This window comes from Janthinobacterium sp. FT14W, from assembly GCF_009208755.1.
In the GTDB taxonomy this organism is placed as follows: domain Bacteria; phylum Pseudomonadota; class Gammaproteobacteria; order Burkholderiales; family Burkholderiaceae_D; genus Janthinobacterium; species Janthinobacterium violaceinigrum.
In genome coordinates this window covers 1-14,466 of sequence record NZ_WFLL01000050.1, presented here as the reverse complement: position 1 = coordinate 14,466, position 14,466 = coordinate 1, and the positions used below count along the sequence as shown (strand labels likewise).

The following is a 14,466-nucleotide window of genomic DNA, read 5'->3' as shown; positions in this document are numbered from 1 at the left end:
TTCTCCTTATTTGCCCGGCGCCGAAAAACCGGGCTCGCCCGGGCCGGGCGGAATGTCTGGGGCGCCGAACAAGATGCTCTGCGGCTGTTCGTTGAGCGTGCTCATGGTGGTTTTCAGGGCGCGCATCGAGGAACGCGCCTCGCCGCTCAGTTCTATGACTTGCGGCAAGACTTCCAGGGACACGCCATTGGCCACCGTTTCCACCGAATTGCCCACCCTGTCGACCGTGCCGTTGACCTTTTCGAGCACGCCGCCGGGCGCCTGGATATCGGTGCCCAGCTTTTTCCACGTGGCCGTCAAGTCCGACACGTTCTTGCTGGCCGTGCTGACGGCCGTCAAGGTCTGGCGCGTCTGTTCCGTCAGCTGGGGCAATTGCGTCAAGGTCGGTTCCAGCTGCTGCGGAATGGCGCCAAAGGCCTTGGCCGCCTTGCCCACTTCATTGAAGGCGCCCAGCATGGCTGCCTGGTTGTCGGGGCTGAGCAGGTTGTTGACCTTGTTGGTGATCTGCTCGGCCTGGTCGAGGATGCGCTTGCCTCGCTTTTCCAGCTGGTCCAGCAAGCCCGCGCGCAGGGGAATCAGCGAAGGCTTGTCCTTGCTGGTACCCAGCAATGTCGAACCCACGTGCTCATCGTCGAGCTGGATGTAGGCGATGCCCGTCACGCCCTGGTAGCCCAGGGTGGCAAAAGTGGTGTTGGTGACGGGGGTATCGGGCGCCACGCTGATGTGCACGAGGATCTGCCCCGCCTTTTGCGTGTCGAAATCGATGGCGTCGACCTTGCCCACTTCCAGGCCACGGTAGCGCACGGTCGCCTGCGGATTGAGGCCCGGCACGGACAGGGTGGTGGCGAGCAGGTACGGGACTCTTTCCACGCGGTCGCGGTTGAACCAGACGCCGAACAGAATGGCGGCCACCAGCAAAGTGAGTGTAAAAAATCCCGTCATCAGGGCGTGTGATCTGTTTTCCATTACTTCTCCGCTTTCTTGTCTGTGCCGGCGTCGTCGCCTGGCTGCGCCGCCTTGCCGTCTGCCGCCGGTTTTTCATCGAGGACGGCCAGTGCGCGCTTGCCGCGGTCGCCGAGGAAAAATTGCTTGATGAACGGGTGGTCGACTTCGATCACCTCGCGCGTGGGGCCGATGGCGATCACGTGTTTTGCCGCCAGCACGGCGATGCGCGTGGACAGGGCAAACAGGGTGTCGAGGTCATGCGTGACCATCACCACCGTCAAGCCCAGCTCGCGGTGCAGCGACTGGATCAGGGACACGAAACTTTCCGACAAGTCCGGGTCCAGGCCCGCCGTCGGCTCGTCGAGGAACAGCAGCTTCGGTTCCAGCGCCAGGGCGCGCGCCAGGGCCACGCGCTTGATCATGCCGCCCGACAGGTCCGACGGCATTTTCAGCGCATGTTCCGGACCCAGTCCCACCATGTTCATCTTTAATAGTACCGCGTCGCGTATCAGCGCCTCGGGCAGCACGCGCAATTCGCGCATGGGCTGGGCCACGTTGTCGAACACGGTCAGGGCCGAATACAGGGCGCCTTGCTGGAACAGCATGCCCCAGTGGTTGCGCAATTGCTGCAGCTGGTCGGAGCTGGCCTGGTTGATATCCTCGCCAAAGACCTTGACGCAGCCGCGCGCCGGGTGTTCCAGGCCCAGCATCTGGCGCAGCAGCACCGTCTTGCCCGTGCCGGAGCCGCCTACGATGGAGAGGATTTCGCCCCGTTCGATTTCCAGGTTCAAGTCCTGGTGCACGACGGTGCGGCCGAACTTGGTCCACAGATTGGTGATTTCCACCACGGGCGCGCTGCCGTGCAGGTTGAACTGGCCTTCCTTGCCCGTGCCGCAAGCGATATCGTTGTCCGCCATCAATATCCCACTCCATTGAAGACGATGGCAAACACGGCGTCGGCCAGGATTACCACGGTGATGGCCGTGACGACGGCGGTGGTGGTGCCGCGTCCCAGGCTTTCCGTGTTGGCCTTGATGCGCAGGCCGAAATGGCAGGAGACGAGGGCGATCAGCATGCCGAAGATGGCGCCCTTGCCCAGGCCGATCATGTAGTTGGCCAGCGGTACGGCGTCGGGCAGCTTCTGGATGAAGTAGCGCGCCGACAGGTTCAGTTCCACCTTGGCCGCCACCATGCCGCCGATTAGCGCGGCCGTGTCCGTCCAGATGACGAGCAGGGGCATGGAAATGGCCAGGGCCAGCACTTTTGGCATGATCAGGCGGAAACCGTGCGAAATGCCCATCACCAGCATGGCGTCGAGCTCTTCCGTGACGCGCATGACGCCCAGCTGCGCCGTGATGGAGGAGCCCGAGCGGCCCGCCACGAGGATGGCGGCCAGCAAGGGCCCCAGTTCGCGGATGATGCTCATGCCCAGCAGGTTGACCAGGTAGATGTCGCCGCCAAACGCGCGTAGTTGCTGGGCGGACAAGTAGGACAGCACGACGCCGATCAGAAAGCCCACGAGGGCCGTGATGCCCAGCGCCTGGAAGCCCGCATGGAAGATGTTGGCGGAAATTTCACGCCACGGCCCGCGCATGGGATGGCGCGCGAAGCGGCCGATATCCTGCGTCACCTGGCCCACGAGGGCAATGAAACCCTTCAAATGTTCGAAAAACAGCAAGATGGCCATGCCCAGCTTCATCACGGGCGTGAGGCGGTTGGCGCGCGAGGGCGGCGTTTCCAGGGGGCCCGTCTCTTCGATGCGCCGGAAAAACTCTTCCAGCGACGGCGCCAGGGTCAGCTGCGCGGGACGCCGCTTGCCCCAGGCATTCCAGAACAGCTGGGCGCCGATATGGTCCATGCTGTCGATCTGCGACAGGTCCCATTGCACGGCGGCGGCGTCCTGCAGGGGCTTGAGCTGGGCATCGATGGCCTTGATGGCATTGTCATGCGCCAGCGCATGCACCTGCCAGGTGCCGCTGGCAGTGACAAGGGCTCCCTGTTGGGAGCTGGTCTGGGAGAGGGTCAGTTTCGGCGATTGTACAGTCGGCATCGTGCCAGTTTAAGGGAGAATGGCGCAGACCGCCACCGCTGTTCAATCGCCGGCCCGTCAGGATGCCAGGTGGCGCGCCTGCCGCTGCGGCAGGGCGACGTCCGGGCGCACCTTGGCATTGCTAGTACTCACTTCGCTTGGCTTGGCGTGCGCGGCCGCCTGCGCGCCGCCCGCATAGTCGCTGGACACGAGGGCATTGGCTTCAAGTGCGCTCATGCCGCGCGTCTGCAGCCATTGCGCCACCAGCTTGGCCAGGCGCTCCATGGCGATGCGGTGGGTGGCGTCCGTGTGGGCGTACAGCCAGTTCGAAAAGTCCATGAAATTTTCAAATGGCGCCTCGCCCAGCATCCATTGCACCGTATTGGCAAAGCGGCCCGAGTTGGCCACCAGGTCCCAGTAGCGGGCGAAGCGCACGAGGCGCTGCATGCTCATGAAATCGAGCTGCTTGTTTGCCAGGATGGTGTACGGCGGGTGCGGGTCGAACACCATGCCATAGTTTTCCGTGTGGCGGATGATGGGCGTGCCGCGCAGCCGCTTCAGGATGCCGAACTGGATTTCATGCGGCTTCAGGGCCACCAGCTTGTTGAAGCCGGCCGCGAAGCTCGCTTCATCCTCGCCCGGCAAGCCGGCGATCAAGTCCACGTGCAGGTGGGCGTTCGATTCTTCGCACAGCCAGCGGATGTTGTCGGCCGCCTTTTGATTATCCTGCTTGCGGCTGACCAGCGACTGCACGTCCGGATTGAAACTCTGGATGCCGATCTCGAACTGCAGCGCGCCGGGCGGGAATTTGCTGATGCCTTCTTTCAAGGCGTCGGGCAGGTGGTCGGGCACCAGCTCGAAGTGGGCGTAGATCGGGTCGTCCGGATTTGCCTCGATCTTGTCCAGGAAGAACTGCATGATCTTCAGGCTGGTCTTGATGTTCAGGTTGAAGGTGCGGTCGACGAACTTGAACAGGCGGGCGCCGCGCGCATGCAGGGATTCCATTTCGGCCAGGAAATTCTCCAGGGCAAAGGGCCAGGCCGTCTTGTCCAGCGCGGACAGGCAGAATTCGCACTTGAACGGGCAGCCGCGCGACGCTTCCACGTAAATCGTGCGGTGGCGGATATCGTCGTCCGTATACAAGGAGTAGGGCAGCTGCAGTTCCGCCAGCGGCGCCTGCACGCCTGCGTGGATCTTCATCAGCGGCTTGGGGCCGTGGAGGATCTCGCCGCACAGCTTGGGGAAGGTGACGTCGCCCCAGCCCGTGATCAGGTAGTCGGCCAGCTTGACGATTTCTTGCTCGCCCGCCTCATGCGACACTTCCGGCCCGCCCAGCACGATGACGACTTCGGGCGCCACGCGCTTGAGCATGGCCACCAGCTTTGTTGTTTCCTCGACGTTCCATATATACACGCCAAAACCGATGATGCGGGGCTTGTTCGCCAGGATGCGTTCGACCAGTTCCGTGGTTTTCGTGCCGATGACGAATTCCTGCAGCCGCGTCTGTGCCTGCAGCGGCCCCATATTGGCCAGCAGGTAGCGCAAGCCCAGCGAGGCGTGGGTGTAGCGGGCGTTCAAAGTGGAGAGCAGGATGGTCATGGGAGGCGATTGAAACGGCGAAACCGCTATTTTACGCTGTCGCGTCAGCTGTGCGCTGCGGCCACAAATGCCATGTTACCATTTGTTAATAATTACTAACTTGTCAATGCTTCGGCAGGGTAAAAAGGATACATGGTGCTGGCGAAAAAAGTACTCAACAAGAAAGTCCTGCTCGGGGCGCTGGGCGGCGTGGCAGTGGTGGCCGCCGCGCTGGTCGCTTACCGGGTCTTCGGCTGGGGCGCGATGGGACCGGTCAACGGCCTGAAGCTGGATTTGTCCCGGCCCGACGCGCTGGTCCGGACGAAAAGCCTATCGGCCTTGCCGCGCGACTTGCTGACGGTGCCGCTGGCGCGCGACGTGCTGCGCGAGGACTTCCTGTTCTATTACGAGCAAAGCGAAGACCGCCTGGGACTCAAGGGCAGCCTGCGCCGCATCGCCTACGAACATGCGCTGGGATGGGGCGACCAGCTGCTGCGTATGGTGCTGGACCAGCCCGCGGAAGTGGCCCTGTGGCGCGACGCCGACGGCTCGCTCAAGCATTTCGCCATCGCCGTATCGCGCAGCCAGCTGACGCGCCTGCTGGAGGAAGCGGGCAAGATCGCCTTGAAGGATAAGCAGATGCGCGTGGCCGGCAGCTTGCGCGTCGATGGCGGCCAGGTGCCCGTGTATGCGCTCAATTACGCCTACCAGCGCACCTTGCTGTTTGCCGCGCATGGCCAGCGCCTGGTCATCCTGTCCCATCCGGGCATGCTGTACGGCGGCGCCGACGGCAAGAAGGGCGATGGCACGGCCGAGAAAACCGTGGCCAGCCTGCTGGCGCCGGAAGCGGCCAAGCAGAACGTCTTCCATGCGCAATTCCATCTCGACGGCGCCGCGCCCGAGGGCCACAGCATCGCCGTCAAGGCGGACTTCCTGTCGTTCGGCTACCAGCCGTTCTTCGGCGCGCTCGAAGCACTGCGCTTCGATTTTCAACAGGGCGCCTGGCAGTCCAAGGTGCTGCTCAATGCCGACAAGCTAAAAAACGGCGGCTACGACAGCAGCGCCCTGTGGCCCGTGCTGCCGCACAGTCCCAGCGCCTGCTTCAGCGTGCCGGTGGACTGGACCGCGCTGCAGCCCGTGCTCAAGCGCCTGGGGAGCAACACCTCCGAGCCGGTGGCGCCGCTGGCCGGGCACTTGCAAGGCCCGGCCGCCGCCTGCTGGTACGGGACGTCGCGCCTGCATACGCCGGTGTTTGTCGCCACGCGCAGTGCGCAGGCCGGGGATGACGCTGTCTATGGAAGCCTGTTCGAGGCAGCCATCGGCGGCAAGGACCCCGTGCGCAAGACGAGCGGCAAGGATGCTAAAGGAGGGTTCGTACGCTGGGAGCGCAGCGTCGCCACTGCCCTGGGCCAGTCCACGCCGGCGCTGGCCGTGGCCGGCAATACCGTTGTCTTCTCGGCCGATGGCAAGCTGGTGGACCAGGTGCTGGCCGTGCGCCGCAAGCAGGCCCCGGCGGCCAGCGACCTGCTGCCCGATGGCGCGCATACCATCGGCCTGATCGCGCCCGCGTCGCTGGCCCGGCTGATCCAGCTGGAAGCCTTCGATACCCTGCCGGCCAATAACGAACCGGTACTGCGCGCGGCCGCCAACGAACACCTGGTGCCGCGCCTGAACGCCTTGAAAAAATATCCGCCGCTGCGCATGGTGCTCAAGCGGCAGCCAGCCAGCGGCACGTCATGGGAAACGCTGGAATGGCAGGAGACTGCACGATGACGGTGCGGCATGCGCGCCGTGCCGCCTTGCGCTGGCTGGCGGCCTGCGCCGCCACCGTGGCGGCGCCCCGGGCGTGGGCCCTGCGCGCGGCTGCCGAGCCGCAAGTGCAGCTGTCGCAGGCCCAGAGCCGCGCGTTCCAGGCCTGGATGCTGCGCATCGTCAACGCACAGATCGAACGGGGACCGTCGCCGCGCTGGACGCACCGCGATTGCGCCGGCCTCGTGCGCTTTGCCGTCAACGAAGCGCTCACCGTGCATGACGCGAAGTGGCTGCGCGCAAACGGCATCGTCAGCGACCGGCGCCTGCCGCCCGAGCTGGAACTGAACGGGGCCCAGGCGGCCCTGCGCAACCGCTGGGTGCAGACGGGCGGCAGTGTCGGCCACTTCGTCACGGCGCTGGCGCTGGTGCAGCACAACAGCCGCTTCATCGCCCGCGAAATCAGCCAGGCGCTGCCCGGCGACCTGCTGTTCTTCGACCAGGGCGATGAACAGCACCTGATGGTCTGGATGGGGGCGCGCATCGCCTACCACACCGGCACCGTCACCCCCGACGACAATGGTTTGCGGACCGTCGATATCAAAGAACTCACGAGCTGGAAGGACACGCGGTGGCAACCTGTGGTCAACAATCCGAATTTCGCCGGTGTGTTCCGGCTGGCGTTCTTGTCATGAAGCTTCTCATGAAGCTGTTATTTGCCGGCGTGCTGGCGCTGCTGCTCACGCATGGCGCCTCGGCGCAGGAGCGCGAGCCCAGCAACTACGCCACCTTCAAGGGCGAACCTTTCTTTTTGCTGTCGGATGCCAGCTACGGCAGCGGCGACGAGTCGCGTGTGCGGCTCGAGGTGCCGGGCCGCGACATGGGGCGCATGAACCTGGAAGCGTATTCCGGCGCGGACATCGTCGTCTACCGCGTGCCCGAACCGATGGAGTTCCTGAAAAAACAGCGCAATCTGCACCGCATCCAGGTGGAGGGCAATTACCAGGGCGAGGGCCTGGCCAACACCTTGAGCTTTCTGTGGGATAGCTGGTGGAAGCAGTCGCGCCTGGCCTGGCGCAAGCTGTTTTCCGGCGAGGCGCGCCGCGCGGTAACCAAGGAACAGCCGCAGCTGGCGACGAATGACGCGATCCGCCGGCGCACCGTGTTCGCCAACCATCCGCAATACAAGCCGATCAAGGGCATGGAGCTGGTCGACAGCTTCCGCTATCCGATCTGGCAGGCCAAGGCCATCGCGCCGCCGAAAGGCGTCAAGCTCGATGGCTCGAGCAGCGACTTCATCGTCGCCGGCGCCGGCAATGTGATGATCCCGCTGGGCAAGCGCAAGCCGGGTTTGTACCTGATCGAAGCGATCATCGGCGAACACCGCGCCACCACCCTGGTGTTCGTGTCGGATACGGTGGCCGTCACCAAGGTATCGTCCGGCCAGATGCTGGTGTGGACGGCGCGGCGCGACAACAGCGCCGCCGTGGCCGGCGCCAGCGTGGCGTGGACCGACGGCACGGGCGTGCTGCAGTCGGCCATTACGGGCGCCGACGGCGTCGCCTCGCTCGAGCGCGGCAGCCCCGAACATACGTATGTGCTGGGCCAGGACCGCGCCGGCGGCGTGTTCGTGTCCGAGAATTTTTACTACGACAGCGAGATCTACAACACCAAGATTTATGCGGTGACGGACCGGCCCCTGTACCGGCCAGGCGATGAAGTCAACGTCAAGTTTGTGGGCCGCGAATTCACGTCGGCGCGCAACTCGCAGGCGGCGGCTGGTGCTCCGCTAAGCTTGACCGTGCTCAATCCGAACGGCACGCCGCTGCTGACGCAGACGCTGCAGTTATCTAGCGACACGGGCGCCGACACGCGCTTCCGCCTGCCCGTGGAAGCCACCGCCGGCGGCTATGAACTGCGCTTCAATTACAAGGACGGCGCCTATGGCGCGGCCTTCCGCGTGGCCGAATACGTCAAGCCGCACTTTGAAATCAACGTCCAGCCAGCGAAACCGGAATTCAAGACGGGCGAAGCGGTCAAGGGCAGCATCGCGCTGCGCTACCCCGATGGCAAGCCGGTGAAAAACGCGAAGATGACCTTGTCGCTGCGCGGCCAGCAAAACACCATGGTCGAGGGCGAGTTGCGTTACAGCGGCCTGTTCCCCGTGGCCTTGAAGACCGAGGAGGTGACGAGCGACGGCAGCGGCAATGTGGACTTCACCTTGCCGCCCGCGGCCGATCCCTCGCGCTACATCCTGACCGTGCTGGCGACCGATGGCGCGGCCTACCGCGTCAAGGCGACGCGCGAACTGATGATCGAGCGCTCGAGCAGCAGCTACCAGCTGAAGGCCACGCGCCAGTTTTCCGATCCGGGCCAGGCCGTGCATTTCGACCTGGTGGCCGATGGTCAGGGCGCGGCCAAGCCCGTGCGCTGGGAGATGGTGCAGCTGGAAAAACAGAGCAGGACCGAAGGTGCGTTCGATCCGAACGCCAAGGGCTGGGACGTGACATTCCCCGCGTCGGGTTCGTACCGGCTGGCGCTGCGCGACGAGCGCGGCAACCTGCTGGCCGCCGCCAGCCACTGGGTGTCGGGCGATGGCGTGCAGACGACGCCGGGCAGCATCGAGATCGTGCTGGACCGCGCCCGCTATCGCCCGGGTGACACCGCCGAGGCCTTGGTCACCTTCTCCGACAAGGTGGACCAGGCGCTGTTGACGCTCGAGCGCGACAAGGTGGAGCAATATGGCTTGATGGCGGGCGCCGCCACCTGGTACCAGGCGAAGCAGGTGGCGCCGCGGCAGTGGCGCGTGCGCATCCCGGTCAAGGAGGAGCATGGCCCCAACATGACGTTCTCCGTGGCGTACACGCGCAATGGCGATTTCGTGTTCGAGAACGCCGGCCTGCAAGTGATCGAGCCGCGCATCGCGCTGCAGTTCAAGAGCGACAAGGAGGTCTACCAGCCGGGCGAGAAGGTGACCCTGGACGTCACGGCCACCCTGGACGGCAAGCCTCTGAGCACGATGGTGGCGCTGGGCGTGGTCGATGAAATGATCTATGTGCTGCAGCCGGAAATCGCGCCGGACATCGGCGACTTCTTCTACCATCCGCGCCGCAACAATGTGCGCACGACGGCCAGCCTGTCCTTCATCAGCTACGACATGGCGCAGGGGCGTACTGCCGGCGCGCCCGCGCGCCACAATTACAACGAGCGCGGCGTCAAGGTGCTCGAGCGTCCGCGCCGCGACAATATCGATACGGCGTACTGGGCGCCATCGCTGAAGACCGATGCCAATGGCCAGGCGCGCGTGAGCTTCACCATGCCCGACGCGCTGACCCGCTGGCGCATCACTGGCCGGGCGATGGACGAGCAGGGGCGCGTGGGCCAGCGCACCGCCTATCTGCGCTCGGACAAGCATTTCTATGCGAAGTGGACGGCGCCGGACTGGATGCGCGCCGGCGATGCGCCGCGTGCCTCGGTGGCCGTGTTCAACCAGACCGGCAAGGAGCAGGCGCTCGACGTGGTGCTCTCGGGCGGCGCAGGCGGCACGCAAGCGAAGACGGAAAAACTGTCGGCCAGGCCGGGCGTCAACTACGTGGAGTTCCCGCTGGCCGCAGGCAGCGGGCCGTTGCGCCTGGAGCTGAAGCAGAATGGCAAACTGGTCGACGCGCTCGACACCGCCATGCAAACCTTGCCCGCCGCCTGGAGCAGTCCGCGCACCCTGGTGCTGCCGCTCGACGGCGCCACGGGTGATATTCCGCTCAAGCTGCCGGCGGACGCGCGCAATATCCGCGTATCGTTTGCGCAGGGGGCCGCCAGCCAGTTCGCGCGCATTGCCGACGACCTGATCGACTATCCGTATGGCTGCGTGGAGCAGACGGCGAGCCGCTTGATTCCGCTGGCGCTGGCCACGCAAAGCCTGGGGCCGGACGCCGGCGCGGCAGGCGAACGCCTGCAAACGCTGCTGACGGCGCAGCGCCTGCGCCTGGTGTCCATGGCGGGGCCGAGCGCCGTCTTCGGCTGGTGGGGCAACGCCACGGATGGCAATGCATTGATGACGGCGTACGCGTATTACGCGGACTGGTACGCGTCGCGCGCGCTGCGCATCGAGCTGCCGCCCGAACACTGGAACAAGCTGCTGGCCGTCTACAGCGAACATGGCTTGAAAGATGCGATGAGCGACCGCGCGCTGGTGCTGTGGATGGCGCGCGAGATGGGCCTGCCCACGCAGACGCTGGCAGCCGGCCTGGTGGACGACAGCGCGAGCGCCACTTTGGGCGGCAAGCCGCGCCAGGCGGGCGACAGCGGCAGCCTGCTGCTGGGCGGTGCCCTTGACCGCGAGGCGCAGGCGATGGGGCTGGGCCTGGTGGCGCTGGTCGCCAGCCAGAATGGCATCGCCTTGCCGCATGGGCTGCAGCTGCAGGTGGCCAGCGCCTGGCAGGTATTGCGCGAGTCCAGGGCGCCGGTAGCGCAAGCCTTGCTGATGCTGGCCGGCGAAGTGCCGCCATCGCAGGCCGACGCGGTGCTGGCCGGCGTGCGCGCCGAGATGCCGACCCTGGACCGCGCGATGACGTTGCTGTGGGTGCAAAAGAAGCTGGGTGGCGCATCGTTCGGCAAGGGGCCTGTCGTCGCACCGGACGGCGCATGGCAAAAACGGGAAAGCCGCAGCGGCCAGCCGGTCTGGCGCTGGAGCGATGCCAAGGGCCAGCCTGACAAACTGCGTCTCGCTGCGCCGGCACCTGCGGGCACGGTGGCCGTGCTGCAGTACGACAGCCACGCGGCCGAAGCGCAAACCTTGCCGGTTGCCGTCGAGCGGCGCATCCTGCGCATGAAGCAAGGCAAAGGCGGCTACACGACGGAGCTGGTCAAGCCGGGCGAGGCGCTGAGCACGGACGCGCTGTACCTCGATGAAATCACGCTCAAGGCGGCGCCGGGCGCGAAGCACCGTTTTGGTTTGCTGGAAGTGACGCTGCCACCGGGCGCCATGGTCGAATCGACCACCTGGGGCATGGTCATGGCGGGCGACAAGCCGGCCGCGCTGGAACGCGCGCGCCACACCGAGCGCCGCGACGGCTATGCGGTGCCCATCGAGCCTTTGGCCGGCGACGTGACGGTGCGCCATTTGCTGCGCTTTGCGCAAAAGGGCAGCTATGTGCTGCCGCCTGCGCGCTTTTACCGCATGTACCAGCCGGAGCAGAAAGCGTTCGAGGGCGGCGGCAAGACCACGCGCGCACTGAAGGTCGAGTGATGCGCGTGGCAATTCCCGCCTTGTTGGCAACGCTGCTACTGGCCGCGCCAGCGTGGGCGCAGCCATCGGCAAAATCGCTGGATGTGGCCTGGTGGCGCGATGGCAAGATCGAAGTGCGGCAGCTGCGCCAGGGCGGCGCCGCGTCGCCGCTCTCGCCGTCCTTCGACGGTGCGCGGCAAGTGCCGCTGGCCAGCCTGTGGAAGCTGTTTGTGTATGTATACGCGGCCGATAACAAGGTGGCGATGCCGGACTACCGCTGCGGCGGCCGCGATCCGGACGAAGTGTATTGCTGCGATGCGGGCCAGAGCATCGGCCGTGATGCGGCGCTGGCGCAGTCCTGCGGCCCATTTTTCTCGCCCGGGCGTTTGATGATAGCGAAGGCGTCGTGGCGCCAGTACTGGACGGGCCGCCTGGGCAGTGCGCCGGCGGGCGACTTTGCCTGGTTGTCCGATCCCGCGCAGCTTACGCCGGGGCGGCTGGTTCGGTTGGATAGCCTGCTGCGCGCGCTGGACAGCATACCGGCCGCCAGCCGCGCGGACGCCGAAGCGGCCCTGCTGCGCGTGGTGCTGGACGGGCGCGGTGCCGGCACGGCGCGCTGGTTCGGCAGCCAGCTGCGCGTGAAGACGTATTCCTGGCACGCGCAGCGCCGGGCAGAGGAACGTATCGGCGGCGGGGCCGGCTGGCTGGCCGATGGCACGCCCATCTGGTTTGGCGGCGCGGGCGGCAGCAGCAATGTGTTCGAGCAGTGGGCGCCCAAGCTGGCCGCCAGCTTGCCGCCCGTGGGCGCGGCCGACGATGGCGGCTGCGTGGTGGTCGATTACTTCACGCGCTATCCGATCCGTGCCGTGCGCGGCGAGCGTGGCGTGGCGGCATCCGGTCCGCTCAATGGCCGCTACCACGTGCAATTCGAAAATGGCCAGAACCTCGCCTTGCGCAGCACGGGCGAGTTGATGCTGTTGCAGGAGAAGGGTGGCCGCCCGCGGTTGCGCGGCCGCTTCGGCGTCAATGAATATGTGGCACGGGTGCTCGACCGCGAAGCGAGTGCCAGTGAGCCGGAAGCGGCCAAGGCGCTGGCGATTGCCGCGCGTACGTATTTGCAGCAGAACGCGGCAACCGTGGCAGGCTGCCAGCAGATTGCCGACAGCAGCGCGACCCAGCGCGTCAGTCCCAGCCCTGCCACGCCGGCGGCGCTGGCCATTGCGCGCTGGACGGACCAGTTGATTGTCGACGGCGTCACCGTGCGCTATCACGGCAACTTGCCGTCCGAGGGCACGATGGCGTGGAGCGAGGCGGTGCGCCAGGCCAGGCAAGGCAAGCGCTATGATGAATTGCTGGCGGCGGCCTATCCCGGCGGCGCGCTGAGCACCGTTGGCAATACCGGTGTGCGTTGCCGGCGCCTGGCGCAGAACGAGGATTGGCTGGCGCGGTCCGTGCCGCGCTGGCAGCGCGTGCTGCTGCGCGAAGCCGGCTACGAAGCGCCGCCGCAAGCGCCGCTGGTCTGCGCCCTGTCCAGCGGCGCGCCGTATTCGGAGCAGTCGCGCAACCGCATCTTCATGCGGCCGCTGGCCACGCGCGAAGACCGCATCACCTTGGCCCATGAATATTTACACCTAGGCCTGCGCCGCCATCCGAGCGGGCAGGACGAGGAATATGTCGAGCGGCTGGCCCGCCGGCTCGTCGATCTTAACCTGGAGGCCCTGTGAGTTTTTATATCCGTTGCTCGATTCCGCTAATGTTATTGCCACTCTGGGCGCAGGCCCAGGTCACGATCGATGCACCGAAGGGCGGCTGGCGCAATTCGGCCGGCGCGCGCGAGGACTATACGCAGGCGGTCAATTATCCCGCCTCGTCGGTCAACCTGCAGCCGGGCCAGGCCGAGACGGCGCAGATACGGGGGCGCATCGCAGGCGCCGTCAAGGGCAAGCCCGCTACCCTGGTGGTCAATGGCGTGGCGATGCCGATGGAAGTGGGCGAGGACGGCAGCTATGGGCGGCCGTATGGTTTCGGCAGCGGTTCGAACAGCGTGGAAGTGCGTTCGCCCGACGGCAGGAGCCGTGCACGCACCCAGTTTGTCGACAGCTACCAGGGCAAGACGCAGGCGCGCTTGCGTATCGTGCTGTCCTGGGACAGCGCCGGCACCGACCTCGATCTGCATGTGGTCACGCCGGACGGTGGCCACGCCTGGTATGGCAACCGCGTCTTGAAAGATGGCGGCGCGCTGGATGTGGACGTGACGACCGGCTATGGGCCGGAAATCTTTTCCAGCGCGGCGCCCCTGAAGGGCAACTATCACGCCTATGTCAATTACTACGGCAGTGGCGAGAATACCTCCATGCTGACCGTCGCCCGCATTTCGATCATCACCAATGAAGGCACGCCGCGTGAAAAGCTGCAGAGCTTCCAGGTGCCGATGCGGGCCGCTGGCGAGCTGATCCTGGTGAAATCGTTCGTCATGCCATAAATGGTCCTTGCGGAGCCGCGGCACCTTGGCTATAATTCGCCCCCTCGCTGAACGACGCATGCAAATGCCGAGTAAAGCAGGGTGAAAAAAGAAGGTTGACGAAACGATCTAAACGCTTCATACTCTTCCTTCTTCGCAGCTGACAAACACAACGCTTTGTCGATAGTGCGAAAGCAGTAACCGAATACAGTTCTTTAACAATTAACAGTCGATAAGTGTGGGCATTTGATGTAAGTGCAGCGCTGCGTAAGCAGCGTAATACTTAAAATATCAAATGTTCACAAGAAATAATGAAATAGGCGCTACGCAAGTAGTGGCCTGTCAGTTTTTTGAGTGAGCGACCCGTCAGCAATGACGGTGCCGGTAAAACGGCAAAGTAACAGAGATTAAACTGAAGAGTTTGATCCTGGCTCAGATTGAACGCTGGCGGCATGCCTTACACATGCAAGTCGAACGGCA

9 protein-coding genes and 1 rRNA gene are annotated in these 14,466 nt (G+C 65.1%); 6 read left to right on the top strand and 4 right to left on the bottom strand.

Annotated elements, in window-relative coordinates; genetic code table 11:
• Positions 1–6: 6 nt before the first annotated feature.
• Genes GCN74_RS24225 through GCN74_RS24210 form a run of 4 tightly spaced genes read right to left on the bottom strand, consistent with a single transcriptional unit; the run spans position 7 to position 4,573 of the window.
• Positions 7–966 carry an MlaD family protein gene (locus tag GCN74_RS24225; RefSeq protein WP_152259038.1) on the bottom strand — a complete coding sequence of 320 codons (960 nt, stop codon included), beginning with the start codon at positions 964–966 and terminating at the stop codon, positions 7–9.
• On the bottom strand, positions 966–1,862 hold the full coding sequence (locus tag GCN74_RS24220) for an ABC transporter ATP-binding protein (RefSeq protein WP_152259037.1): 897 nt from the start codon (positions 1,860–1,862) through the stop codon (positions 966–968). Before GCN74_RS24220 ends, GCN74_RS24225 begins: the two co-directional genes overlap by 1 nt.
• Positions 1,862–2,995 carry an MlaE family ABC transporter permease gene (locus tag GCN74_RS24215; protein WP_152259036.1) on the bottom strand — a complete coding sequence of 378 codons (1,134 nt, stop codon included), beginning with the start codon at positions 2,993–2,995 and terminating at the stop codon, positions 1,862–1,864. Before GCN74_RS24215 ends, GCN74_RS24220 begins: the two co-directional genes overlap by 1 nt.
• 57 nt (positions 2,996–3,052) lie before the next feature.
• Complete coding sequence (locus tag GCN74_RS24210) at positions 3,053–4,573, bottom strand: B12-binding domain-containing radical SAM protein (protein WP_152259035.1); 1,521 nt, start codon at positions 4,571–4,573, stop codon at positions 3,053–3,055.
• A 132-nt stretch (positions 4,574–4,705) separates the two neighbouring features.
• Between GCN74_RS24210 and GCN74_RS24205 the strand changes: the two genes are divergently transcribed.
• The 6 genes from GCN74_RS24205 to GCN74_RS24180 form a co-directional block, all read left to right on the top strand.
• Positions 4,706–6,325, top strand: a complete 1,620-nt coding sequence (locus GCN74_RS24205; RefSeq protein ID WP_152259034.1) for a DUF2138 family protein — start codon at positions 4,706–4,708, stop codon at positions 6,323–6,325.
• A complete protein-coding gene (locus GCN74_RS24200) occupies positions 6,322–6,996 on the top strand; it encodes a DUF1175 family protein (RefSeq protein ID WP_152259033.1) in 675 nt (224 codons plus the stop codon). Before GCN74_RS24205 ends, GCN74_RS24200 begins: the two co-directional genes overlap by 4 nt.
• Positions 6,997–7,004: 8 nt before the next feature.
• Positions 7,005–11,546, top strand: coding sequence for an alpha-2-macroglobulin family protein (locus tag GCN74_RS24195; protein WP_226939197.1), 4,542 nt, complete (start codon positions 7,005–7,007; stop codon positions 11,544–11,546).
• Positions 11,546–13,249 (top strand): DUF2300 domain-containing protein, encoded by a 1,704-nt coding sequence (locus tag GCN74_RS24190; RefSeq protein WP_226939199.1) that lies wholly within the window; start codon positions 11,546–11,548, stop codon positions 13,247–13,249. The genes GCN74_RS24195 and GCN74_RS24190 overlap by 1 nt, the downstream gene beginning before the upstream one ends.
• 29 nt (positions 13,250–13,278) lie before the next feature.
• Complete coding sequence (locus tag GCN74_RS24185) at positions 13,279–14,007, top strand: YfaP family protein (protein WP_152259030.1); 729 nt, start codon at positions 13,279–13,281, stop codon at positions 14,005–14,007.
• A gap of 388 nt (positions 14,008–14,395) precedes the next feature.
• Positions 14,396–14,466 (top strand): 16S ribosomal RNA (locus GCN74_RS24180); the annotation flags it as partial.